The organism is Pantoea sp. X-Soil-YNGN-785, from assembly GCF_059730585.1.
Genome location: NZ_AP035942.1, coordinates 3,705,720 through 3,730,702, shown reverse-complemented (window position 1 = coordinate 3,730,702; position 24,983 = coordinate 3,705,720). Strand labels below are relative to the sequence as shown.

General features: G+C 57.1%; 22 protein-coding genes. 12 read left to right on the top strand and 10 right to left on the bottom strand.

Annotated features, from left to right (window positions below; translation table 11 throughout):
• Positions 1–117: 117 nt before the first annotated feature.
• Positions 118–801, top strand: coding sequence for a FadR/GntR family transcriptional regulator (locus tag AC6I8E_RS17415; RefSeq protein WP_033784220.1), 684 nt, complete (start codon positions 118–120; stop codon positions 799–801).
• Here AC6I8E_RS17415 and AC6I8E_RS17410 read toward each other — a convergent pair.
• Positions 790–1,845, bottom strand: coding sequence for an AI-2E family transporter (locus tag AC6I8E_RS17410; RefSeq protein ID WP_013359367.1), 1,056 nt, complete (start codon positions 1,843–1,845; stop codon positions 790–792). The genes AC6I8E_RS17415 and AC6I8E_RS17410 overlap by 12 nt on opposite strands.
• Positions 1,846–2,121: 276 nt before the next feature.
• Between AC6I8E_RS17410 and AC6I8E_RS17405 the strand changes: the two genes are divergently transcribed.
• On the top strand, positions 2,122–3,336 hold the full coding sequence (locus tag AC6I8E_RS17405; protein ID WP_312217075.1) for an MFS transporter: 1,215 nt from the start codon (positions 2,122–2,124) through the stop codon (positions 3,334–3,336).
• Positions 3,337–3,420: 84 nt separating this feature from the next.
• Here the strand turns inward: AC6I8E_RS17405 and AC6I8E_RS17400 are convergent, their stop codons facing one another.
• The gene (locus tag AC6I8E_RS17400) at positions 3,421–4,236 is read right to left on the bottom strand and encodes a TIM barrel protein (protein ID WP_312217074.1); all 816 of its coding nucleotides are present in this window, start codon (positions 4,234–4,236) and stop codon (positions 3,421–3,423) included.
• A 420-nt stretch (positions 4,237–4,656) separates the two neighbouring features.
• Between AC6I8E_RS17400 and AC6I8E_RS17395 the strand changes: the two genes are divergently transcribed.
• The gene (locus AC6I8E_RS17395) at positions 4,657–6,162 is read left to right on the top strand and encodes a CoA-acylating methylmalonate-semialdehyde dehydrogenase (protein ID WP_095706558.1); all 1,506 of its coding nucleotides are present in this window, start codon (positions 4,657–4,659) and stop codon (positions 6,160–6,162) included.
• Positions 6,163–6,274: 112 nt separating this feature from the next.
• Positions 6,275–7,093 (top strand): 5-deoxy-glucuronate isomerase, encoded by an 819-nt coding sequence (gene iolB, locus AC6I8E_RS17390; RefSeq protein WP_312217072.1) that lies wholly within the window; start codon positions 6,275–6,277, stop codon positions 7,091–7,093.
• 79 nt (positions 7,094–7,172) lie between these two features.
• Here iolB and AC6I8E_RS17385 read toward each other — a convergent pair whose 3' ends face one another.
• Both AC6I8E_RS17385 and AC6I8E_RS17380 read right to left on the bottom strand, forming a co-directional pair.
• Positions 7,173–8,021 carry a MurR/RpiR family transcriptional regulator gene (locus AC6I8E_RS17385; protein ID WP_033784214.1) on the bottom strand — a complete coding sequence of 283 codons (849 nt, stop codon included), beginning with the start codon at positions 8,019–8,021 and terminating at the stop codon, positions 7,173–7,175.
• 561 nt (positions 8,022–8,582) lie between these two features.
• The gene (locus AC6I8E_RS17380) at positions 8,583–10,496 is read right to left on the bottom strand and encodes a bifunctional 5-dehydro-2-deoxygluconokinase/5-dehydro-2-deoxyphosphogluconate aldolase (protein WP_497824257.1); all 1,914 of its coding nucleotides are present in this window, start codon (positions 10,494–10,496) and stop codon (positions 8,583–8,585) included.
• 544 nt (positions 10,497–11,040) lie between these two features.
• Here AC6I8E_RS17380 and iolD point away from each other — a divergent pair.
• The 3 genes from iolD (at position 11,041) to iolE (ending at position 14,998) form a co-directional block, all read left to right on the top strand.
• Entirely contained in the window at positions 11,041–12,981 is a 1,941-nt protein-coding gene (gene iolD / locus AC6I8E_RS17375) for a 3D-(3,5/4)-trihydroxycyclohexane-1,2-dione acylhydrolase (decyclizing) (RefSeq protein ID WP_033784213.1), read from the top strand.
• A gap of 62 nt (positions 12,982–13,043) precedes the next feature.
• Positions 13,044–14,054 carry a bifunctional inositol 2-dehydrogenase/D-chiro-inositol 1-dehydrogenase gene (gene iolG, locus AC6I8E_RS17370; protein WP_013359358.1) on the top strand — a complete coding sequence of 337 codons (1,011 nt, stop codon included), beginning with the start codon at positions 13,044–13,046 and terminating at the stop codon, positions 14,052–14,054.
• A 47-nt stretch (positions 14,055–14,101) separates the two neighbouring features.
• Positions 14,102–14,998 (top strand): myo-inosose-2 dehydratase, encoded by an 897-nt coding sequence (gene iolE, locus AC6I8E_RS17365; RefSeq protein WP_033784211.1) that lies wholly within the window; start codon positions 14,102–14,104, stop codon positions 14,996–14,998.
• A gap of 49 nt (positions 14,999–15,047) precedes the next feature.
• On the opposite strand, the gene AC6I8E_RS17360 is transcribed toward iolE, so the two are convergent.
• Together AC6I8E_RS17360 and AC6I8E_RS17355 are read right to left on the bottom strand one after the other, a co-directional pair.
• A complete protein-coding gene (locus tag AC6I8E_RS17360; protein ID WP_041457273.1) occupies positions 15,048–15,602 on the bottom strand; it encodes a DcrB family lipoprotein in 555 nt (184 codons plus the stop codon).
• Between the two features lie 117 nt (positions 15,603–15,719).
• Positions 15,720–16,385, bottom strand: a complete 666-nt coding sequence (locus tag AC6I8E_RS17355) for a 7-cyano-7-deazaguanine/7-aminomethyl-7-deazaguanine transporter (protein WP_033784210.1) — start codon at positions 16,383–16,385, stop codon at positions 15,720–15,722.
• A 204-nt stretch (positions 16,386–16,589) separates the two neighbouring features.
• On the opposite strand from AC6I8E_RS17355, the gene tusA reads away from it, so the two are divergent.
• A complete protein-coding gene (gene tusA, locus AC6I8E_RS17350) occupies positions 16,590–16,841 on the top strand; it encodes a sulfurtransferase TusA (protein ID WP_010253330.1) in 252 nt (83 codons plus the stop codon).
• Between the two features lie 52 nt (positions 16,842–16,893).
• Here tusA and AC6I8E_RS17345 read toward each other — a convergent pair whose 3' ends face one another.
• The gene (locus AC6I8E_RS17345; RefSeq protein ID WP_497824256.1) at positions 16,894–19,170 is read right to left on the bottom strand and encodes a zinc/cadmium/mercury/lead-transporting ATPase; all 2,277 of its coding nucleotides are present in this window, start codon (positions 19,168–19,170) and stop codon (positions 16,894–16,896) included.
• Between the two features lie 93 nt (positions 19,171–19,263).
• Positions 19,264–19,893: a lysoplasmalogenase gene (locus AC6I8E_RS17340; RefSeq protein WP_013359353.1), complete on the bottom strand. Its 630-nt coding sequence runs from the start codon at positions 19,891–19,893 to the stop codon at positions 19,264–19,266.
• Positions 19,894–20,030: 137 nt separating this feature from the next.
• On the opposite strand from AC6I8E_RS17340, the gene AC6I8E_RS17335 reads away from it, so the two are divergent.
• Entirely contained in the window at positions 20,031–20,387 is a 357-nt protein-coding gene (locus AC6I8E_RS17335) for a DUF2500 domain-containing protein (RefSeq protein WP_013359352.1), read from the top strand.
• Positions 20,388–20,411: 24 nt separating this feature from the next.
• On the opposite strand, the gene AC6I8E_RS17330 is transcribed toward AC6I8E_RS17335, so the two are convergent.
• Entirely contained in the window at positions 20,412–20,684 is a 273-nt protein-coding gene (locus tag AC6I8E_RS17330) for a DUF1145 family protein (RefSeq protein ID WP_003852192.1), read from the bottom strand.
• Positions 20,674–21,273 carry a 16S rRNA (guanine(966)-N(2))-methyltransferase gene (gene rsmD, locus AC6I8E_RS17325; protein WP_497824255.1) on the bottom strand — a complete coding sequence of 200 codons (600 nt, stop codon included), beginning with the start codon at positions 21,271–21,273 and terminating at the stop codon, positions 20,674–20,676. Before rsmD ends, AC6I8E_RS17330 begins: the two co-directional genes overlap by 11 nt.
• Positions 21,274–21,504: 231 nt before the next feature.
• Here rsmD and ftsY point away from each other — a divergent pair, with 231 nt between their 5' ends.
• Genes ftsY through ftsX form a run of 3 tightly spaced genes read left to right on the top strand, consistent with a single transcriptional unit; the run spans position 21,505 to position 24,852 of the window.
• Entirely contained in the window at positions 21,505–23,199 is a 1,695-nt protein-coding gene (gene ftsY, locus AC6I8E_RS17320) for a signal recognition particle-docking protein FtsY (RefSeq protein ID WP_497824714.1), read from the top strand.
• 5 nt (positions 23,200–23,204) lie between these two features.
• Entirely contained in the window at positions 23,205–23,873 is a 669-nt protein-coding gene (ftsE, locus tag AC6I8E_RS17315) for a cell division ATP-binding protein FtsE (RefSeq protein WP_313680121.1), read from the top strand.
• Entirely contained in the window at positions 23,863–24,852 is a 990-nt protein-coding gene (gene ftsX, locus AC6I8E_RS17310; RefSeq protein ID WP_313680123.1) for a permease-like cell division protein FtsX, read from the top strand. The genes ftsE and ftsX overlap by 11 nt, the downstream gene beginning before the upstream one ends.
• The last annotated feature ends 131 nt before the right edge of the window (positions 24,853–24,983 follow it).

Below are 24,983 nucleotides of genomic sequence, written 5' to 3'. Positions count from 1 at the left end.
GTCAGGCCGCTGGGCCAAGAGTATGATAGTGGACACATCAGGGCCGTGATCCGGATCGCAGCATGACAAACTGCATCCGGCAAGTGAGCGGTTTATGCGGAATAAAAGGAGAGGGTAATGAGCCTGCCAGTCATCAAGACGGAGCGCCTGTATCGTCAGATCGCCAACGCCATTATGGCCGGTATCACGCGCGGTGATTTTGTGGCGGGCGGCCTGCTGCCGCCCGAACGCGAGCTGGCAAAACAGTTAGGTGTCAGCCGTTCGTCAGTGCGTGAAGCATTGATTGCGCTGGAGATGACCGGTTGGGTCGATATCCGCACCGGCAACGGTATCTACGTCGCTCAGCCGCTGCCACAGGCCGCCATCCCGCAGGAGAGTGAAACCTGCAGCCTGCAGGATCTTTTGCAGGCGCGTGAAGCCTTTGAAGGCATGCTGGCAGGATTTGCCGCCCTTAACGGTACCGCCGTACAGCGAGAGGCACTGCTGGCGCTGACCGCTGAACTGCAGCACTACAATGAAAACGATGCGGCGTTTCTGGAGCAGGATAAACGCTTCCATCTGCTGATCGGCGAGATGAGCGGTAATGACGTGTTACGCGACCTGCTGGAGCAGCTCTGGAACCGGCGTCACAGCCCGCATGTGCAGCGGCTGGAACGCCATTATGCCGATAACAGCTTTGCGCAGGCGATGAACGCTGATCATCAGCAGATTGCCGACGCGATTGTGGCAGGCGATGAAGCAGCGGCTCGCCAGGCGATGGAGAGCCATCTGCAGCACGTGCAGCAGCGGCTACTTGGTTAGTCCCCGGACGCGTTTAGGTCGTCCGGTGCCCAGCATAATCGCCAGACGGCTGCCGCCCGGCGTGGTCTCCATCAGGATTTTGGTAATGCTGGTCAGCGGCACCGAGAGCAGCATGCCGACCGGACCGAGCAGCCAGCCCCAGAAGACCAGAGACAGGAACACTACCAGCGTTGATAAGCCCAGGCCGCGACCCATCAGGCGCGGTTCCAGCATATTGCCGAACACCATATGAATCGCGGTAAACAGCGCAGCCACCATCGCGGCATCAAACAGGCTGTTCAGTAAAAGCGCCTGCAGAAAGGGCGGAATGCCGGCAATAATCGGGCCGATATTAGGAATATAGTTGAGGATAAAGGCCACGACGCCCCACAGCAGCGCGAACTTCACATCCAGCAGATAGAGACTCAGCCAGACGGCGATGCCGGTGATGAGACTCACCAGGGTTTTCAGCGCCAGATAGTGCGTCACACCTTTCAGCGCCTTATGCAGCCCGGCGATACGAATTTTCGGGTTCACCAGCGCGTTACGCATTTTGTAAGGCAGATGGTGAACCTCAAACAGCATAAAGACCACGGTCAGCACCAGCAGCACAGTATTGGTCATCGCACCCGAAAAGCCGCTGAGCGCCGCGCTCGCCAGGTTCACCATGGTATTCGGATCGAAACGCTGCACCAGCGCGTCGGTAGAAATATTGAGATGAAAGCCCGCTGCCAGATGTTGCAGCACCGTCATTTTCTGTTCCATGGTGGCGCGCAGTTGCGGGTAAAGGTCAGAAAACTCGCTCATTGAGCTGGCGATGATGGCACCCAGCAGCAGGATACCGCAGAAGATCACAGTAATGACCAGCCCAATCGCCAGTCCACGGCGGAAGCCACGACGCATCAGCATTGTCACCAGCGGGTTGAGCACAATGGCAAAGAACGCCGCCAGCAGAAGCGGGACCAGAATATCGGACGCGGCCCGAACCCCGGCAAGAATGATGACCAGCATCGCCAGTTTTATCAGAATATTTTGTCCAATCTTTTCCCGTTGCAGCTCGCTCATTGCCTCTCCCGTGACGTAATCTGGCTGTTGGAAGTGTAGCTGAAAGAAAATTAACAATCTGATTTATCAGAGAAACGGTAAAGCGCGGCGGCATAATAGCGTGATAATCAGCACCATCGCACTCAGCTATGACGGCAGGACCGCGACCTCCTGCTGTTCCTGTTTTTGCGCCGCGTTTTACTGCCCGATAACCGTGCCAGTGTGATGCGCCGGTGGCGAAAGCAGGTATAGTTAAAGGATAAACCTTATCATTCAGCCAACTACGTGCGAGAACCTATGCCTGAACAGCCTGCAGCGGAACAGAATGCTCCATCCGGAAACATGAACATCTCGCTGCTGATCCTCTCAATCGTCGCCTACAACTTTGCCAGCTATCTCACCATTGGTCTGCCGCTGGCGGTCCTGCCTGGCTGGGTGCATGACCAGCTGGGCTTCAGCGCATTCTGGGCGGGCGTGGTGATCAGCCTGCAATATGTGGCGACGCTGCTGAGCCGGCCACATGCCGGGCGCTATGCCGATCTCTGGGGGCCAAAGAAAGTGGTGGTGACGGGCCTGGTGGGCTGTCTGATTAGCGGGTTGTGTATTCTGCTGGCGGCGCTGATCGCATCCCCGCTCTGGAGCCTGATACTGCTCTGTGTGGGCCGGTTGATTCTGGGTGTGGGCCAGAGCTTTACCGGCACCGGCACTTCGTTGTGGGGGGTAGCGCGGGTCGGTTCACTGCACATTGGCCGCGTAATTTCCTGGAACGGCATCGTCACCTATGGCGCGATGGCGATAGGTGCGCCGCTGGGCGTAGTGATCTTCCGGGTCGGCGGGCTGCTGTGGCTATCGCTGGTGATTGTGGCCATCTGCGTGGTTGGCATCGTCTGCGCGGTCCCGCGTCCGGCGGTAAAAGCCAGCCGCGCCAGACCGCTGCCGTTTCGGGCGGTGCTGGGGAAAATCGCTGGCTTTGGCGCGATTCTGGCGATGGGGTCAGCGGGTTTCGGCGTGATTGCCACCTTTATCACGCTGTTCTATCAGGATAAAGGCTGGGAGGGAGCCGCCTTTGCGCTTTCCCTGTTCAGCGGCGCTTTTGTCGGGGCGCGCCTGCTGTTCCCGAATGCGATTAACCGTCACGGTGGCCTGCGGGTCGCCAGCGTTTGTCTGGCGGTTGAGGCTGCCGGGCTCTTTCTGGTCGCCGCCGCAGGCGATCCGTGGATGGCAAAAACGGGCGCGTTTATGACCGGCGCCGGATTTTCACTGGTGTTTCCGGCACTGGGCGTGGTGGCGGTAAAAGTGGTGCCGCAGCAGAATCAGGGCAGCGCCCTGGCGACCTATACCGCTTTTATGGATCTGTCGCTGGGAATAACCGGGCCACTGGCCGGATTCATCATGAATTATGCCGGTGTCTCACGCGTCTACTTGCTCACGGCGCTGCTGGTCTGCGTCGCTTTCTTCTGCACGCTGCGCCTGCAGCGGCGTCAGGCTTCAGAGCCCGTAAGCGGGGATTGATCAGGATAAAAAAATGGCCCAGCAGCGGGCCATAACGTCTTTTCAGACACAGATAAACCAATAAATTTCGGGCGCGAACAGGTTTCAGGCCTGCAGCAGTTCAATACTGTGGCGGATCTGGCGTTCAATCTCCGCCGGTGTCCAGTTGTTGAGCTGACCGGAGAACGGCTCAAAAGCGTAGACGCCCTTGTAGCCGAGCATCTCCAGCCGTTTAACCTGCACCACGCTCTTCAGCACATCGTTGTCACTCAGCATGATGCGTTCGTCGTCGGTCAGTTCGGCAGTCGGGCGCCGATCTTCCACACCCGAAAGATGCACCAGCCCAATCTGGTCAATATCGATACCCGCCGGAAATTCCTGTTCAGCCTGTTCATAGAGATGATGGTGAAAGGTATCCAGCAGCAGCCTGAAGGGCACATCCGCCGCGGCGATCAACTGCTGCGCCTGTACGATCGAACGCAGTGAGCTGACCGGAAACCCCAGCGGCTCGACCAGCCCCTGAATGCCATAGTGTGCAAAGCGCGGCGCCAGCTGCTGCATAGCCGCGTGCGTCTGCTGAGGCGACACGGTAATCCCCTCATTCAGCGGACACATCACCAGTGCTTTTGCGCCGATCTGTTGTGCTGTCTGTAACAGCGACTCCGCCCGCGTCAGCAGCGCGTCATCGATCCGGTTAAAGGGATAGAGCGCATTAATCGTGACGATATCGATGTGATATTTATCCGCCAGGGCGCGCAGCTGATCGGTGCTGAGGTCATCGGTGACGCTGCCGCCCGGCATGTCATTACGCAGTTCGACCTTGCTTAGCCCCAGACGCTGAACCAGCTGAAAGAAGGCCTCCAGCGAGAGCCGGGGCGCAATTTTGCGGTTGATACAGAAACGTGTGGGATCGATGGCCATGCGCTGACTCCGGGACAGGAGAAGGATGGACTAAAGAAAACATTTATTTCATTAATAGTGAATTATGAAATGCAGATTATTAGATCGGTCTCGCATTAATTTCATATTCCGTTTCAGTCCGATGCATAAACGCTGGATCAACTTCGCAGGAATACCCGCTCTATCCGCCTCTGCTTTTCGCCTGCCTGACTAAGGCTGAGCGCTGGTAAACGCCTCCTGCCATCAGGACATCTTCAGTGGCTTGAGGGCGGCAAAAATGCGATCCGTGCCGCTAAAAGCAAATTTTCCAAAAAGAACTATTTGAAAAATTTATTCCACTGTAATAGCTTCATAGCACGCTTTCAGGTTTGCCTGGTCAGGCAGTGTGGCAGGCCACAGGGCCCGTCTGCAGGGAACTTAACCATCTTAAGAGGCAACATCATGACAATCATAGGTAACTTTATTGGCGGCAAAACGACTTTCAGCGCCAGCAACGAAACCATTCCTGTTTACGATCCGGCAACCGGCAAAGTGGTACGTGAACTGACGCAAAGTACCGCCGATGAAGTGGCCCAGGCGATTGGTGTCGCGCATGACGCATTTGCTGCCTGGTCAAAAACCTCGCCGCTGCGTCGCGCCCGCGTTCTGTTTAACTTTAAAGCCCTGATGGAGCAGCATCGTGAAGAGATGGCGGCGCTGATTGTCTCTGAGCATGGCAAAGTCTGGTCTGATGCCTTAGGTGAACTGACGCGCGGCATTGAAGTGATTGAGTTTGCCTGCGGGATCCCCCATCTGCTTAAAGGTGAATATTCCCCGAACGTCGGCGGCGGCGTTGACAGCTTTTCGCTGATGCAGCCGGTGGGTGTCGTAGCGGGTATTACGCCGTTTAACTTCCCGGCGATGGTGCCGCTGTGGATGTTCCCGATCGCGCTGGCCTGCGGTAATACCTTTGTTCTGAAGCCACCGGCGCTGGATCCCTCTGCGGCCGTGCGCATGGCCGAGCTGCTGACCGAAGCGGGCCTGCCGGATGGCGTATTCAACGTGGTGCACAGCTCTAACGAAGATGCTGAGCAGCTCTATAAAGATCCGCGCATCGCAGCGGTGAGCTTCGTCGGCTCGTCCGGTGTGGCTGAGCATATCTATAAAACTGCCAGCGCCCACGGTAAGCGGGTGCAGGCGTTTGGCGCGGCGAAAAACCACGCTATCGTTATGCCGGATGCCGATCTGGATGCCACCGTTAACGCGATTATGGGCGGTGCGTTTGGCTCGGCCGGTGAACGCTGCATGGCGCTGCCGGTTGTGGTCGCGGTGGGCGATGACACAGCTGACAAGCTGATTGCCCGTCTGACGCCACTGGTGAAAGCGCTGCGGATCGGTCCTGGGATCAATCAGGGTGCCGATGAAAATGAGATGGGACCGGTTGTCTCAGCCGCGCATCAGAAGAAGGTGCTGGGTTACATCGACAAAGGCGAGCAGGAAGGCGCGAAGCTAGTGGTCGATGGTCGTAACGTGCAGGTTGCAGGTCACGCCGAAGGTTACTACGTTGGCGGCACGCTGTTTGATAACGTCACCTCTGAGATGGTGATCTGGCGTGAAGAGATTTTTGGGCCGGTGCTGAGCATCATGCGTGCACCGGACTACGACAGCGCGCTGCAGCTGGTCAACAGCCATGAGTTTGGTAACGGCAGCGCAATTTTCACCAGCAACGGTCACACCGCGCGTGAGTTTGTGCAGAACGTTGAAGCGGGCATGGTCGGTGTTAACGTGCCGGTTCCGGTGCCGATGGCATTCCACAGCTTCGGTGGCTGGAAGCGTTCCGTGTTTGGCGCGCTTAATGTTCACGGGCCGGATGGCGTGCGCTTCTATACCCGCATGAAAACCGCCACCGTGCGCTGGCCGTCCGGTCAGCAGACCGTGTCTGAATTCAGTATGCCAACCTTAGGCTGATCTATTTCAACGCTGATCGCGACCGGCAGGAGACTCTGCTGGTCGCTTTGTTCGCGGGCACCTCGCCCGTGAAACGACCGCAGCGTCAATCGTGACAGAGAGGAGGATCAGGATGTCTTTACTGTCGAAAGCACAGGCCCCGGACGCACAGGGCCGTATTCAGCATGTCACGCCTGAGCGTGCTGGCTGGCGTTATGTTGGCTTTGATGCTTATCTGCTGAAAAAAGGGGAAACTCTGCGCCTGACCAGCGGTGACAAAGAGCTGTGTCTGGTGCTGGTGGCCGGGCTGGCCTCGGTGAAAACCCGCCATGCTGAGTTTCCCGGAATCGGTAAGCGCATGTCGCCTTTCGAACGCGTGCCGCCGTATTCCGTGTATGTGCCGCATGACGATGAAGTGGAAGTCTATGCTGACAGCGATCTTGAGCTGGCCGTCTGTAACGCGCCCGGTCAGGGCAATCTGCCTGCAAGACTGATTGCGCCAGCCGATGTCGGTGTTGAGCATCGCGGTAAAGGGCGCAACCAGCGTCTGGTGCATAATATCCTGCCTGATATTGAACCCGCTGACAGTCTGCTGGTGGTGGAGGTTTATACCAACGAAGGCGATACCAGCTCCTATCCCAGCCACAAGCATGATCAGGAGGAGAGTGAAAACGAAACCTACCTGGAAGAGACCTACTATCACCGTTTCGATCCGGAACCTGGTTTTGCCATGCAGCGCGTTTACACCGACGATCGCTCACTGGATGCCTGTATGGCACCCTATAACCGCGACGTCGTGATGGTGCCGCGTGGCTATCATCCGGTGGCGACGCTGGCCGGATACAACAACTACTATCTGAACGTGATGGCAGGGCCGGTACGGCTGTGGAAATTCAGCTGGGAAAAAGATCACGCCTGGGTGAACAGCGACAGCTATCCACGATCAGAGTAAGGCTCAGCGGTTTTATCAGCGCATGCCTGTAAAAAAGGGCAGCCGATTAGGCTGCCCTTTTTACTGTGCGAAACGCAGGTTACTGAGCGGAACTATCGGCGTTATTCAGCGCCAGTGACACCGCCAGCGTCTGTGCCAAACAGAGTGAGGCGACCTGCGAACGGAAGCCATCGACCTGCGCTTCACGCACCACAAAGCAGACATCGCTAAAGGCAGCCAGCGGGCTGACCTGGCTGTCGGTAATGGCGATCTGATGCGCGCCACGCTTGGCCCCCATTTCGACGACCTCGACCGCTTCACGCGCATAGGGCGAGTAGCTGATCGCAATCACCACATCTTTCGGATTAACCAGGCTGAGCTGCTCGGTAAACATCCCGCCCAGACCATCAATCAGAAACGCACGACGCTCCAGATGACGCAACGCGTAGACCAGATAGGAGGCGACGCTGAACGAGCGACGCAGGCCAATGACATAGATGTTCTCAGCCTCATTCAGCAGTTTTACTGCTTTGTTCAGCTGCTCAGGATTCACCTGCATCGCCAGCTGCTGCAGCGCCTGGCTGTTCACCATGGTAAAGACGTTGAGGATTTCCGCCGGACTCTCAGGCGCACTGGCGCTGTCGTCCGTTGAGGTCTGACGAAACAGACGCGCGCGCTCGGTATAGTTGACCGTCTCTTCCATCAGGTGCTGACGAAAAACCTGTTTCATTTCGTTGAAGCCGCTGAAGCCAAACGCATTCGCAAAACGGATCAGCGTCGACGGTGGTACATCGGCCTGCTGAGCAATCGAGGCGACGGTATCGAAAGCAATACTGTTACTGTTATCAAGGATGTAGCGCGCAACCTGTTTAAGACGCTTGCTCAGCGTTTCGTAGCGGCGACGAATATCGTCCTGCAAGAGAGAAAGTTGGGTGGGATTATTGTTCATCACTTCTGCCCGTATCATTAGAATAATGGCTGCATAATGAGCGCTATAGTATCAGATGGATGGAAAATTTCATTTGTTTGCGTCAACGAAGCGGTTTATTTCATGGCTTTATGAAATGGTTCACAGATTGGCTTTAGCGCGCCCAGGCGGGCAATGACAGGGTGAAAACCGGGATGAAATGACAGCAGGGATTAAGGGTAACCAGTAAAACGCCATCCCGGTTGGGATGGCGTGATATTACTAAAAAATCTGTCTCTGCCTGCTATGAGTCCGCACAGGCTCAGGTAACACGGTCAGATCGGAAAGTCGCTCAAGCCATCCATGGCCGCTCGGCCCGCGCGATTACGCACCTCATCCATGAGGTGCGCCCGTTGCCGGGCCAACGCTTCGCGTTGTTCAAAAACGCTCCCGGCGTTTTTGTCCCTGGCGCGGGACGCTTTCCTCTTCTGACCGTGTTACCTGCGCGCTGAGCTTATTCGTTGCTGCAACATTCACCCTGCTTTGAGTGAGTCAGCAGTCTGAGGCCATCGTGGTTGAGACAGTCTGGGGCAGAGCAGCAAATCAGGCGCGGGCAGCGCGCCAGTACGCAATCAGCCGCAGATAGTTGCCTTTTACGGTCTCAATCAGCGCCTGATCGTCCAGTTCACCCTGCAACCACTGACGCGAAGGCTGACCAAAGATGGTGCGACCCACCGCAAAACCTTTTACCCATGGCGCGTTGGCCGCCGCAGCGAAGCCCGCTTTAAGCTTCTCTTCGGGTGCATCCAGACCCAGCAACAGAATGCCGCGACAGAGAGGATCCTGCTCCTCAATCAGACGACTGATCGCCTGCCAGCTCTCTGCGGATAGCGGAGGCAGTTTCCACCAGTCCGGCTGAATACCCAGACTGTAGAAATGACTCAGTATATCAAGGTAATAGGCTTCATTCTTATCCGGGTTGCTCTCGGGAAGAATTACTTCCAGCAGCAGCTCATGGCCACTTTTGTTACAGCCTTTCCAGACGTCGAGCACCAGGTCATCCTGCTCTTTGCGCAGTTCAGCACTGTCATGCGGATGATAGAAAACCAGACATTTCACGACATGCTCGGCGGGCCAGTCGATTAGCTGCGAGCCGATGTTGCCATGCTCCAGACGCAGTGGACGTGAGCTGGGCAGCTCGATCGGGCGGCCAATCCACCACTTCTTACCCGTGATGGCATTCAAGGCTTTCTGACCATACGTGGTATCCGCCAGAATGCCGCTTTTGTTCTCTAATCCCGCCTCACTGGCCGCCTGCTGAGCGGCTTCCAGCAGCAGCAGTTTCAGCTGTGGAATACGGCTCTCATCAACGCCCGCTTCCTGCGCCATATCCGCCAGCTGTTTGCGATGGTCAAAAGCGAACACGTTCAGCTCCGGCCATTGCTGCTTACGGGTGGTCACACGGTGCAGATGGTTCAGACGACTGTCGAGATCGGGACGTTTCACCTCTGTGTCGCGGCTCAGGAAATCATCCAGCTCCGCTTTGGTTGGCATGGCAGGGGCACAGCCGTGGCGTGACACGACCAGCGCGCCACAGGCGTTAGCATAACGGCACGCCTGCTCCCAGCCTTCATCATTCAGCCAGCCGCGCAGCAGGCCAGACATAAAGGCATCGCCCGCGCCCAGCACGTTGAGCACGTCGACGCGCACGCCGGTGTGCAGCTGAGTCTGTTCCCAGCTATCCGGAATTTCACCTTCAAAAACCACGCAACCCAGCGGACCGCGTTTGCAGACCAGCGTCGCCTGGCTCGCCTGACGCACGTTCTTCAGCGCAGTCAGGGTATCGGTGCTGCGACCGGCAATATGAAACTCCTCTTCGGTGCCGACGATCAAATCGAAATAGTGCACCACTTCCTGCAACTGCTGAGTGACCTGAGACGACTCAATGAAACGTGTTTCACCGTCACCCAGAGAAGTCAGTCCCCATAACACCGGGCGGTAATCGATATCCAGCGCCGTTCGCAGGCCATTGCGGCGGGCGATATCCAGCGCTTTCAGCACCGCTTCACGGGTCTGCGGATGAGATAAGTGCGTGCCGGTGACTGCCACCGCGCGGGACGAGGTAATAAAGCCTTCGTCGATATCGTCCGGTACCAGACCCATATCAGCGCAGTTATCACGGTAGAAAATCAGCGGAAAAGTCTCTTCATCTTTAATCCCCAGAATCACCATGCCGGTCAGGCGTTTTGCATCGGTGATCAGAGCATCGGTGTTGCAGCCCACGCGCTGCAATTCCTCACGCAGAAAGCGACCATTGTGCTCATCTCCCACCCGCGCCAGCATCGCCGATTTCAGCCCCTGAATCGCGGTGCCATAAGCGACGTTGCCCGATGATCCGCCCAGATATTTAGCAAAGGAGGTGACATCTTCCAGCCGTGCCCCAATCTGCTGGCCATAAAAATCAACGGCGATGCGCCCGATACAAATCACATCAAGCGGCTTCTGTTGTGTACTCATACCTGTGGTTTCCTTCTGTGATTCGCAGAGCTGGCGGGCGAAAAGATCGATCCAGGCAGGCTCTGCTTCCGGGTCTGTGGGTATCTGGCTGGCTATGAGAGAAGTATGAGGAATAAAAATTCCATATTCAATATGAAATGAAATATCCATCGCAATTTTGTGAACCAGGTAAAACTCCTGATTGCCTCCCGCCTGCGCGGTCTCTGCTGTCACGATGTGCGGTATGTCAGGGTTGTGAAGGCGATCGCAGGAATCCGTACGCCAGTCAGGCAAGCTGCCCCATTGAAATGAATTTTTTCATCATGAACCACTCTCTGCTAAACGTTCCAGATTTCCCCGTCGTGATCGCCCGCCAGACCTGTTGCCATCGTTAAATTTGATCTCACTCGCAAAATGAAATGTTTCTTCTGTAATCGTGTTTTATGAAAAATATATTTGTTTATAATCGCCTCACGTTTCAGTTATTCCGGCCGCTTTTCCGCCAATGACAACGCCTTGCGCGCTGTCGCGGAAGTCGGGGTCCACCAGCATGTAAGGAAGAAACATGGGCACAATCAGACTGACCACGGCACAGGCGCTGGTTAAATTTCTTGATAATCAATTCATCGATGTTGATGGCACTGAGACGAAGTTCGTCAAAGGCATCTTCGCGATTTTCGGCCATGGCAACGTGCTGGGGCTGGGCCAGGCGCTGGAACAGGATAGCGGCGATCTGGTGGTCTGGCAGGGTCGTAACGAGCAGGGCATGGCCCATGCTGCCACCGGCTTTGCCCGTCAGTCGCTGCGCCGTCAGATTATCGCCTGCAGTTCGTCTGTGGGACCGGGTGCGGCTAACATGATTACTGCCGCCGCCACTGCGACCGCTAATCGCATTCCGCTGCTGCTGCTGCCCGGCGACGTCTTCGCCACCCGTCAGCCCGATCCGGTGCTGCAACAGATTGAGCAGAGCTACGATCTTAGCATCAGCACCAACGACGCCTTCCGCGCCGTCAGCAAATACTGGGATCGCGTCAGCCGTCCTGAGCAGCTAATGTCCGCCTGTATCAATGCCATGCGCGTGCTGACCGATCCGGCCGAAACCGGCGCGGTCACGCTGTCGCTGCCGCAGGATGTGCAGGGTGAGGCCTGGGATTACCCGGACTACTTCTTCCAGAAACGCGTGCACCGTCTGGATCGCCGCCTGCCGGTCGCGGCGCAGCTGGCGGATGCCCTGACGCTGATTAACCGTAAGCGCAAGCCGATAATTATCTGCGGCGGCGGGGTGAAATACTCTGAAGCGGGCGAGGCGCTGCGCCAGTTTGCCGAGCGCTATCAGATCCCCTTTGCCGAGACGCAGGCGGGCAAGGGCACGCTGGTCTCTGACCATCCGCTGAATGTCGGCGGCGTAGGCGAAACCGGCTGTCTGGCCGCGAACCTGCTGGCGAAAGAGGCCGATTTAGTCATCGGCATCGGCACCCGCTACACCGACTTTACCACCGCATCGAAATGGATTTTCCAGCATCCCGATGTCAGCTTCCTGAACATTAACGTCAGCAACTTCGACAGCTACAAGCTCGATGGCGTGCAGCTGCTGGCCGATGCCCGTGAAGGGCTGACCGCGCTCACCGCTGCACTGGCCTCACAGCACTACAGTAATGACTGGGGCAGCCAGATTGAGCAGGCGCAGAGCCAGCTGCTGAAAGAGACGCAGCGCGTCTATCAGGTGGAATATCACGATGGCGACTTTGTGCCGGAGATAGCTGACCATCTCGACCGCGAAGCGGTGTTCGCAGAATTTAACCGCCTGACTCAGTCACTGCTGACGCAAAGCAGCGTGCTTGGCACCTTAAACGAGCAGCTGCCGAAAGATGCGGTCGTGGTAGCCGCCGCAGGCAGCCTGCCGGGCGACCTGCAGCGCGTCTGGCGCACCAAAGATTACAACGCTTACCACGTCGAATATGGCTACTCCTGCATGGGCTATGAAGTCAATGCCGCGCTGGGTGCAAAACTGGCGCAGCCGCAGCGCGAGGTCTATGCGCTGGTCGGCGATGGCTCCTTTATGATGCTGCACTCTGAGCTGGTCACCTCGATTCAGGAAGGGGCGAAGATCAACGTCGTGCTGCTGGATAACATGACTAATGGCTGTATCAACAACCTGCAGATGGAACACGGTATGGACAGCTTCACCACCGAGTTCCGTTTCCGTAACGCGGAAAGCGGCAGGCTGGACGGCGGCTTTATTCCGGTCGATTTCGCGGCCATTGCTGCCGGTTATGGCTGCAAAACTTATCGCGTCACCAGCCTGGAACAGCTTAAAGCGGCGCTGGAAGATGCGCGCACCCAGACCGTCTCCACCCTTATCGACATCAAAGTGCTGCCAAAGACCATGATCCACAAATATTTCAGCTGGTGGCACGTCGGCGTGGCGCAGGCGTCGAAAACCGAACGCGCTCAGGCGGTGGCGGACAAGCTCAACAGCCATCTGGATCAGGCGCGCAAATATTAATTTCTGGGCCGTGCTGCGGCCCGTTTTCCTCTTCTCCGTACGAACCCTACACAGGTGTAATTATGACTTTGAAACTTGGCGTCATCGGTACAGGTGCAATTGGTCAGGAACATATTCGCCGCTGCAGCCATGTGCTGCAGGGTGCGCAGGTGGTTGCCGTCTCTGACATCAATGTCGACGGCGCGCGGGCCGCACTGCAACGCCTGAACATTGAGGCGGAGGTGTTCGAAAATGGCCACGATGTGATTCAGTCACCCAACGTCGATGCGGTGCTGGTCACCTCATGGGATCCGACCCACGAAGAGTTCACCTTAGCGGCGATTGCCGCCGGTAAACCGGTCTTCTGTGAAAAACCGCTGGCGATGAGCGCCGAGGGCTGCCGCCGGGTGGTGGATGCAGAGATTCAGGCGGGTAAACGCCTGGTGCAGGTTGGCTTTATGCGCCCTTACGATGCGGGCTACCGCGCCCTGAAAAAAGTGATCACCGATGGCGATATCGGTGAGCCGCTGATGCTGCACTGCGCGCACCGTAACCCGACCGTGCCAGAAAACTACACCACGCCAATGGCGATCACCAACACACTGATCCACGAGCTGGATGTGCTGCGCTGGCTGACAAACGACGACTATAAAACGGTGCAGGTGATCTTCCCTCGTGTGACGTCAAAGTCCCACGGTCAGCTGAAAGACCCGCAGATCGTCCTGTTCGAAACCCACAAAGGGGTGCGCATTGACGTCGAGATTTTCGTTAACTGCGCTTACGGCTATGACATTCAGTGTGAAGTGGTCGGTGAAGAGGGGATTGCCCGCCTGCCAGAGCCTTCTTCGGTGCAGCTGCGCAAAGATGCCCGCCTGTCGAACACCATTCTGGTGGACTGGAAAGATCGTTTTATCGAGGCGTATGACGTTGAGCTGCAGGCGTTTATCAACGACATCAAAGCGGGTCAGCTTACCGGTCCTTCTGCCTGGGATGGCTTCGCCGCCTCCGTGGCCGCCGATGCCTGCATCAAAGCGCAGAACAGTGGTGCGATTGAGCCGGTAGAGATGCCGCCGCGTCCTGCTTTCTATAACTGATTTAGCTCTCTCTGCGGCCTGGCCGCTCTCCATCCGGGAATAAGAAGATGAACAAAGAGAACGTAAAACTGGCGATCGCGCCGATCGGCTGGACCAACGATGACATGCCGGATCTTGGCAGTGAGAACACCTTCCAGCAGACCGTCAGTGAGATGGCGCTGGCGGGCTTTACCGGCAGTGAAGTGGGCAGCAAATATCCGCGCGATCCGGCGATTCTGAAACCGATGCTCGATATTCGCGGCATCGAAATCTGCAACGCCTGGTTCAGCACCTTTTTTGCCAACGGCGACAAAGAGAAAACCATCGAACAGTTCATCGAGCATATGAACTTCCTGCATGCGATGGGCGCGCGGGTGATTGGCTGTTCTGAGCAGAGTAAAAGTATTCAGGGCACCACGCTGGCAGTGTTTGAAGAGAAAGCGATTTTCAGCGATGAAGAGTGGCGGTTAACCGCAGAAGGCTACAACGAACTGGCTCGCATCGCAGCAGAGAAGGGGATGCGCGTGACACTGCATCACCACATGGGCACCGGCATTCAGACCACTGAAGAGATCGACCGGTTTATGGCGATGACCGACGAGCAGGTTGGTTTGCTCTATGACACCGGCCACGTCTACTACTCCGAAGGCTCCCAGCAGAAGATGCTGGCGGTACTGGAAAAATATCTGCCGCGCATCTTCCACGTGCATCTCAAGGATGTGCGTGATGAAGTAGTGGCTGAGGTACGCGAGAATCATCTCTCGTTCCTGGAAGGGGTAAAAAAGGGCACCTTTACCGTGCCGGGCGATGGCGTGATCGACTTTAAGCCAGTGTTTAAAATCCTGGACGATTACGGCTACAAAGGCTGGATGGTGGTGGAAGCGGAGCAGGATCCGGCGCTGGCCAATCCGTTTGAGTATGCGGTGAAAGCGCGGAAATATATTCGGGAAAATACAGGGTTATAACGTGCTCTGAATAAAGGCGGGCTTCCCTGTGGGAAGCCCGCCTTTTGTTTTACTTCAGCGTAATGCTTTTCACAATGCTGTCAGCATCGCTCTGGGCCTGCTGCTGATTATCGCCTGGCAGCGTAATCTGCAGCGTCACCAGTTTGCCATCCACTTTTGCCAGAACCACGGAAGACCATGAAGTCTGGTTGTTGGCAGAAATCACGGTATCCAGCTGCTGAGCGGGCTGATCTTTTAGCGTCACAGATTTGTTCGACACCACCTGCAGCTGCGGATCGCGGTTGCGCTGCTGCTGTTCCATGCGCTTCGACAGCACATCCAGCCCGTCATTGGTCGGGTCACCGGCAATCACAATAATGGCGCGGGCTCCGGTTTCATCCGCATAAACGTGCATGTTCGTGGTCTGCGAACCCAGTTTACCGCTTTTATCTGACATGCCTGGTGGCAGTGAGAAGCTCAGTTTGCCATCCATCAGCGTGACGGTCTGCGCCGACTGACTGGCGCTGACGCCATTGTCGTTCGCCGCTTCATCTTTCTTCTGGTCACAGGCCGCCAGGCCAAGTACCAGTAAACCCATTCCTACATATTTCACCAGGTTGCGCATCAGAATCCCTTTTTTAAGTTTCCAGTCAGGCATTAATACAACAGGAATCAGGTTGCAAACGCAACCTGATGATTGTCAGAAGATCTTAGCGGGTAATGGCGGAAATTATATAAGTTCTTAGCCGAAATTGACCTGGCGGGCGGTCTGGCGTTCAGCCAGACGTTTTAGCGCGGCATTGAGCAGCACGCCGTAGGCGGGCAGGAAGAAGACCATGCAGATCAGCACCTTGAAGCTGTAATCCACCAGGGCGATCTCGACCCAGTGCTGCGCCATAAACGCATCGGGGCTTTTATAGAAGGCGATAAAGAAGAAAGCCAGCGTATCGCTGATATTCCCCAGGAACATGGCGCAGCCGGGTGCTATCCACCACTGAGGCAGACGACGCAGACGGTTAAATACATGAACGTCGAGGATCTGACCCAGTGCATAAGCCATAAAGCTGGCGCAGGCGATACGGGCAACAAACAGGTTCATCACTTCCAGCGCCTGCCAGCCCTGCCATTCACCCTGATAGAACAGCGCCGAGACAGCGTAAGAGATAAATAGCGCCGGGATCATCACGGCCAGAATAATGCGTCGGGCCAGCGGTGCGCCAAAAATACGCACGGTGAGATCGGTCGCCAGGAAGATAAACGGAAAGCTGAACGCACCCCAGGTGGTGTGGAAGCCAAAGACAGAGATCGGCAACTGAACCAGGTAGTTACTGGAGGTGATCACCAGCAGGTGAAACAGCGATAACCAGAAAAGCGCATGCATGCGCTGACGTGAAGAAAATGCGAGCATATTCAACCTTTTTAATGTTGGGGTGAGGGAACCCATTGCGGGACGCCGTTCGGGCAGCGCCTGGCAGTTTTATGAGCAAAAAGCGGCGGCATATTACCGCGTTGTGCTTTTTATGCAATGGTTAATTTTAACGCAATCGTTATCGCCTTGCTTCACCGCCAGCACGCGCTAGAATGAGCGCCCCTTACCTGAACCGAGTTGATTATGAGCGATGCTTTTTCCTCTGCCGACCATCAGCTGGACGCCCGTGGCCTGCGTTGCCCGGAGCCGGTGATGATGGTGCGCAAAACCGTACGCAGCCTGCAGGATGGCGAGACGTTACTGATTATTGCCGATGATCCGGCGACGACCCGCGATATTCCCGGCTTCTGCCGCTTCATGGAACATGGCCTGCTGGCACAGCAGACCGACACGCTGCCCTATCAGTTTCTGATCCGCAAAGGTATGGCGGGTTAACAGCAGCCGTTCAGGCCGCCGTTAACCCTACTCTTCAGACAGAGCCTTTTACTCAGTCACGGCGCCGCAGTAACCGCAGCGCGTTGGCGGTGACCAGCGCGGTCGCACCGGAATCTGCCAGCACCGCCAGCCAGAGTCCGGTCAGACCCAGCAGGGTGGTGACCAGGAAAATCGCCTTCAGCCCCAGCGCAATGCCGATATTCTGGCGGATGATGCGCCGCGTACGACGCGCCAGCGCAATCATCGGGGCCAGGTTGCTGAGCTGATTCCGCGTCAGGGCCGCATCGGCCGCTTCCAGCGCGACATCGGTGCCGCTGCCCATCGCAATGCCCAGCGTCGCCGCTCTCATCGCCGGGGCGTCGTTAATGCCATCTCCGATCATCGCCAGCGGCTGCTGCTGACTCAGTTCACGGATGGCCGCCACCTTATCGGCGGGCAGCAGGCTGGCGCGATAATCAATATCGAGCTGGCGGGCAATGGTTGCTGCCGCGCGCGGGTTATCGCCGGTCAGCATCAGGCTCTCAATGCCCAGCTTTTTCAGCGCTTTTAACGCCTCCACGGCATCGTCGCGCAGCTGATCGCGCAGGGCCAGCGCACCGAGCGCCTCGCCATCGCGCATCAGTACCACCAGGGTTTCACCTTCGGCTTCCTGCTGCGCAATCTGCGCGCTTTGCTGCGGCGTCAGGCCGGGCGTATGGCCGGGCGTCAGCAGCTGAATCTGCTGGCCTGAGACCCGCGCACTGATGCCGCGTCCCGCCTGCACCTGCTGATCCTGCGCGTCAGGAATGACCAGATCACGCGCCTGCGCGGCCGCCACGATAGCGCTGGCCAGCGGATGGGTCGCACCCTGTTCCGCCGCAGCGCTTAACGCCAGCATCTCTGACTCGCTGGCTGTGCCAAACCGCAGGATCTGCGTCAGCTGGGGCTTACCCAGCGTCAGGGTGCCGGTTTTATCAAAGGCCATCCTGCGCAGCGAACTCAGGCGTTCCAGCGCCGCACCACCTTTAATCAGTGCACCCTGACGCGCCGCCGCAGCCAGCCCGGAGGTAATCGCGGCTGGCACAGAGATCACCAGCGCACAGGGGCAGCCAATCAGCAGCAGGGTCAGTCCTTTGTAGATCCACGGCTGCCAGTCGCCTGCGAAGAGCAGGGGTGGCACGACCATCACCAGCAGCGACAGCAGCATCACCAGCGGCGTATAGATGCTGCTGAACTGATCGATAAAGCGTTCAACCGGCGCACGGTGCGTTTCTGCTTCCTCAATCAGCTGCAGGATACGGTCAATCGCGCTTTCACCGGGTTTTGACACCACTTCCAGCGTCACCAGCCGGTCGATGCTGGTGGCCCCGGCCAGGATTTGTTCACCGCTGGCGCGGGTGACTGGTAATGACTCACCGGTCAGCGCGCTCTCATCGAAACTGGCGAGCGGGCTGATTAAACAGCCATCGACCGGCAAACGGCTGCCCGCCGCGACTTCAATCACATCACCCGGTTGCAGCGCCGCCAGCGGCACCTCACTGCGCTTGCCCTGTTCCAGGCGAATCGCTGATTCAGGCCGCAACGCCATCAGGCTGGTGACGCCGCTGCGTGCCTTGGACGCGGCATAGCTTTCCAGCTGTTCGCCCAGTTGAAACAGCACCAGCACCATGGCGGCTTCTGCATGCGCGCCAATGATCAACGCGCCTGCCGACGCCAGCGTCATTAATGTCTCAATGGTAAAAGGCGATCCGCTGCGCAGACGCTGCCAGGCACCGCGCGCGACCGGAACCAGGCCGACCATGGTGGTCAGCACAAACAGCCGATCGCCCCAGACGGGCGCGAACTGGCTGAGAACGCTGCTGGCAAGCGCCAGCAGCGCCAGTAAAATCAGTATCCGGTTCTGCTGCCAGAGCGAGCTTGCGGACGGCGTCTCCGAAGGTGTAGCAAGCCGGAAACCGGCTTTTTTTACCGCCTGTTCAACGGCGCTTTGTACATCGTTGTCAGCGTTAACCACCAGCTTCTCGCTGCTGAACAGCACGCGGGCATCGGTCACGCCTTTTACCTGGCGGACGGCGGTTTCAATGGTGCGGGCGCAGCCCGGGCAATCCATGCCGCTGACCTGCCAGCTAAAGGGCCAGGCACCTCGCCGGTCGCTTTCCTCAGCAGTGTCGGCCTCATTGCCAGGGCTGCTGTTGCAGTCACAGCAGCAGCCTGCCGTATCCGCCGTCACGGGCGTAGCAGCATGAATAGAAAGGGAGAGTGGACGGGCCTGACGAACCTGGCACAGCGGTTTTGCTGCGGCGTGGCTGGCACGCGGTTTGCCACAGCCACAGGCGTGATGTTGATGCATATGACCTCCGGAGTGTAAGAGTCGCGGGATGAGCAACGTTGCTCATCCCTTATCCTACACTCTGGAGTGAACTCCAGAGTCAAGACTAATTTCTCAGACGACCCACAGTGAACGCACGATCATAAAGTGACCGGCAAAGTAGCAGGCGGCCACAATCGCGCTGTCAGCGCTGAAGCGACGACGATAGTGCGAGATAAACCAGACCGCGTTGGCGAGCAGCAGCAGACCGGCACCGACCATGATCGAGAAGCTGTAATCGGTCGGACGGAAAAAGTACTGCTCGGTCGCTATCCAGGTCATCACTACCGTCATGCCAATAAAGGTGCAGACAGGCCAGCGCAGATCCTCCAGTCGGCTCCAGATGATGCCAATCAGAGCAGCACCGATGATGAGCAGCGTCAGCGGAATCGGCCAGAAGAAGGTCATGGTCATGCTGGCGGCGAAGCAGAGCGTATAGAGCAGGTGCGACAGGAAAAACGCCCCGACGGCATAGAGCATCTGCTGACGCGGCAGTAGCGTTAACGCATCACCGACCAGTGTCGCAACCAGACCGGCCAGAATCAGATAGTCCGTGGTTTGCAGCACCGGAGCCTGCCAGGCGAGCCCGACCAGCAGCAGCAGCGTGACGGGCTTAAACAGCCAGCGCTGCCATTGTGGGCCGCGATAGGTGGCATCGACATAGAGCCAGCCGGAGAAAAGTACAGCGAGGAAAGACCAGAGCATTGTTTCTCCCTTTTTTACTCAAAATGGTGAAAGATCCCAAAATATCTCTTCCAGTTTAGGTTAAGCCTCTGAGATGTGACAATCAGGCAACTCTGGTTGTATGCTTTGCCGCCTGATTTAACAGGCATGAGAGCGCTATGAGCAAACCACCGTTAATCTTTATCATCGTTCTGGCGATTATTGCCGTGCTGGCGAGTCGTCAGTTTATTAAGCAACGGCGTGAGGCTGCGGTGAATGATGCCTCCCCCACGCGTGCTCTGCAGGCTGAAGTCAAAACTAAGCGTGAATTCCCTTCGCCTAATCGTCGTTCACGGCAGCGTGAAGTCATCGCCGGGGAAGAGATGCGGTATGAGGTGCTGTTTCATCCGCTGAACGGTGACAGCGACATCAAAGTGCAGCTTAAAGAGGGGGAGTATCATCAGCTGGATAAAGGCGCGAGAGGAGAGCTGAAGATGCAGGGCACGCGCTTTATCAGCTTCACGCCCGTGCAGTAAGGCGGGCATTGCGCCCGCCCGACACTACTTTTTGCGTGGGAAGTTTTTCTTCTGCCAGGCGACCAGTTCAAACACGCCAAACAGAAACACTTTCGCCTGGGTGACGCGGTCAATCGGCGGTGCATCTTTGGTCTGCGTCGTGCGCAGTAATACCAGTTGCAGACCATGCATCAGGATCATGAAGATCAGTGCAACGTTGATAAAATAAGTCAGTGGCTTCGGGTAGGGATGGACCAGATTAGCCAGTAAAAATCCCCACACGCATAGCATCAACAGACGCCCCAAATTAAGTAACATCCTGCGTCTCCTGTTGACGTTGATACAAACGATAAGCCACTTGTCCGGCTATTCTCTCGCGATAAAGATCCCACTCTGGCGGCACCGGTGGTGCGCCATTTTCCACTTCACTTTCGACGTAAATCAGCGCCTGATCGGCCAGCCAGTTATTCTGCTCCAGCAACTGTAGCGTCTGCTCCAGCAATCCCTGACGAAACGGCGGATCGATAAACACCACGTCAAAGGGTGTACCCGCCTGTGCCAGCCAGTTTAGCGCATTGGTCTGAACCACGGTGGCATTCGTAGCGCGCAGCGTCTGCAGATTTTTTGTTAACTGCTGTGCCACCGGACGTTCCAGTTCCAGCAACGTCGCCGATCCCGCGTAACGCGACAGCGCTTCCAGTCCTAATGCGCCGCTACCGGCAAAGCAATCAAGGCAGCGCGCCTCTGGCAGCACCGGGGCCAGCCAGTTAAACAGCGTCTCGCGAACCCGATCGGTGGTCGGGCGCAGTCCGGCGCTGTCCGGCACCGGCAATTTGCGTCCGCGCCACTGACCGCCAATGATGCGAATCTGCCCGGCACCGCCTGTATTGCGGGGGTTTTTATTCATCTTGCTCACAACTCGTCATAATTTGTTGCGTAGTTTAACGGGCGAATCGGTGAGAAGAAACGTTAAAAAAGGGTGCTGTGGTGAGCTGGCTGGAAAGTGTTAGACTACTGAGTTGCTGAAGTCATGCATTATTCTGCGGTTTACGCCGGTCTGGCGCTGACCAATTTCATTGATTTACCCCTGGAAACCACGCGCGACCGGGACAAAGCCATCGAGGAGTGTCGTCACACAATGGCAAAAGAGAAAAAACGTGGCTTTTTTTCCTGGCTGGGATTTGGCAAAGAGGAAGAGAAACAACCTGCAGCAGAGGAGCAGACACCAGAGGTCGCTCAGCCCGAACAGCAGCAGACAGAACAGGAAGCCCCGGCATTAAGCCAGGCTGAAGCACAAGCGGAAGAGACTGTCGCCATCACCGAAACGGTGGCCGGACAGCAGCGTGAGGCGGAAGTCACTGCGGCAGCGCCGCATGAATCAGCACCTGCGGTGCTGGATGAGGCTGAGCCGATTGAGGCCGACCCTGAAGCGCTACTGGAAGTTGCTGCACCTGAACATGACGCGACGCCGGTTATCGACGCCGACGATGTGGTTACGCCGATCGCTGATGCGGAACCCGCAGACGCGCCGTTAAGCGAAGAGGAGCTGACGGCACTGGCGCTCGGCGACGCAGAAATCGTTGACATCCCGCACAGCGAAACCGAGGCGCCGTTAAGCGAAGAAGAGCTGACGGCGCTGGCGCTGGGCGATGCAGAGATCGTCGAACCCCCGCACAGCGAAGCACTGTTAAACAACGAAGTGCTCACGCCACAGGTTCTGGATGACGCAGCGATCGCGGAAACTCAGGATAGCGAAGCAGATGCGCCGCTGACCGAGGAAGAGCTGACCGCACTGGCACTGGGTGACGCCGACGTCACTGACCAGGAACCGACTGAGTCGTTATCCGATACCGTCAGCGATCTGCCGCTGGCCGCCGCACCGCTCATCGTGCAGGAGCAGGAGCGTCCCAGCAAAGAGGGCTTCTTCTCCCGCCTGAAGCGCAGCCTGGTCAAAACCCGTCAGAACCTCGGTTCCGGTTTTATCAGCCTGTTCCGTGGCAAAAAGATTGATGATGACCTGTTTGACGAGCTGGAAGAGCAGTTGCTGATTGCGGATGTGGGCGTGGATACCACGCGCCGCATCATCACCAACCTTACCCAGCAGGCAAACCGCAAGCAGTTGCGTGACGCGGAAGCGCTCTACGGCCTGCTGAAAGCAGAGATGGCCTCGATTCTGGCGAAAGTGGATGCGCCACTGGACGTGTCAGGCAAAACGCCGTTTGTCATCCTGATGGTGGGCGTCAATGGCGTGGGTAAAACCACCACCATCGGTAAGCTGGCGCGCCAGTATCAGGCCGAGGGCAAGTCCGTGATGTTAGCGGCCGGTGATACCTTCCGTGCCGCGGCGGTTGAGCAGCTGCAGGTGTGGGGCCAGCGTAATAACATTCCGGTCATTGCGCAGCATACCGGCGCAGATTCCGCTTCGGTGATCTTCGATGCCATTCAGGCCGCGAAATCACGCGGCGTTGACGTGCTGATAGCCGATACGGCGGGTCGTCTGCAGAACAAATCGCACCTGATGGAAGAGCTGAAGAAAATCACCCGCGTGATGAAAAAGCTGGATGATTCCGCGCCTCACGAAGTGATGCTGACGCTGGATGCCAGCACCGGACAGAATGCGGTCAGCCAGGCCCGACTGTTTAATGAAGCCGTCGGCCTGACCGGGATTGCGCTCACTAAGCTGGATGGCACCGCCAAAGGCGGCGTGATCTTCTCGGTGGCCGATCAGTTCGGTATCCCGATTCGCTACATCGGCGTCGGTGAAGGCATTGAAGATTTACGGCCGTTTAAGGCGGAAGATTTTATTGAGGCACTGTTTGCCCGAGAGGACTAATTAGGATGATTCGCTTTGAAGAGGTCAGTAAGGCATATCTCGGCGGACGTCAGGCGCTGCAGGGGGTAGATTTCCATCTGCGTCCCGGCGAAATGGCGTTTCTGACCGGCCACTCCGGTGCCGGTAAAAGTACCTTGCTGAAGCTGATTTGTGGCATTGAGCGCCCGAGTGCCGGAAAAATCTGGTTCAGCGGCCATGACATTTCCCGCCTGCGTAATAGTGAGGTGCCTTTCCTGCGTCGTCAGATTGGCATGATCTTCCAGGATCACCACCTGCTGATGGATCGGTCGGTTTATGACAATGTGGCGATCCCGCTGATTATTTCCGGTGCCAGCGGTGAGGATATCCGTCGTCGCGTTTCGGCGGCGCTGGATAAAGTGGGCCTGCTCGACAAAGCGAAAAGTTATCCGATTCAGCTTTCGGGCGGTGAACAGCAGCGTGTGGGCATCGCCCGTGCGGTGGTGAACAAGCCGGCCGTGCTGCTGGCCGATGAACCGACTGGTAACCTGGACGACGCGCTGTCAGAAGACATTCTGCGCCTGTTCGAAGAGTTTAACCGCGTCGGCGTCACCGTCCTGATGGCGACGCATGACAGCGGCCTGATCGCCCGACGCAACTACCGGATGATGACGCTGAATCAGGGACGTCTGCACGGAGGCCACGATGGTGAATAAACGTATTAAACGTCCGGCTGCACCGAAAGCGAAGCAGCCGTCGAAGTCGAAGAGTAAAGCGCTGAAGGGCGGCTGGCAGGAGCAGTGGCGCTATGCGCTGCGCGGCACACTTTCGGACATGTGGCGTCAGCCACTAGCGACGCTGCTGACGGTGATGGTCATCGCCATTTCGTTGACGCTGCCCAGCGTCTGCTACATGGTGTGGAAAAACGTCAGCCAGGCGGCCACGCAGTGGTACCCGGCGCCGCAGTTGACCGTTTATCTCTCCAAAACGCTGGATGATACGGCGGCAGAAAATGTGGTGGCACAGCTCAAGCAGGTTGAAGGCGTGGATAACGTCAACTACCTGACGCGGGAAGAGGCGCTGAACGAATTCCGTAACTGGTCAGGCTTTGGTGGCGCAATGGATATGCTGGAGCAGAATCCGCTGCCTGCGGTGGCCATCATCACGCCTAAACTCAATTTCCAGAACTCAGACACTATGCAGAGCCTGCGCGATCGGGTGAGCAAAGTGCAGGGCGTGGATGAAGTGCGAATGGATGACAGCTGGTTTGCGCGGCTGGCGGCGCTGACCGGGCTGGTGGGGCAAATCGCCTCAATGATTGGCGTGCTGATGATTGTAGCGGTCTTCCTGGTGATCGGTAACAGCGTCCGTCTTAGCATCTTTGCCCGGCGCGACACCATTAACGTGCAGAAGCTGATTGGTGCCACTGACGGCTTTATCCTGCGTCCGTTCCTCTACGGCGGAGCGCTGCTGGGCTTCAGTGGGGCAATGCTGTCGCTGCTGCTGTCAGAAGTGCTGGTGCTGCGTCTGCAGTCGGTCGTCGCCAGTGTGGCAACCGTATTTGGTACCACTTTCTCGCTGGAAGGCTTTTCCTGGGATGAAGCGCTACTGCTGCTGCTGATTGCGGCCATCATCGGCTGGGTCGCAGCCTGGCTGGCGACGGTACAACATTTACGTCGATTTACGCCGCAGTAAACGCCTGCAACATTTTTTTGTTATAATGGTCCTCTGCTACCGATGGTGGGTGCAGAGGATTTTCCCCTCTTCCCTTCCTGTCATCTGTGTGTAAAATATTCACTGCTATAATTGAACTTGTGGATAACTTT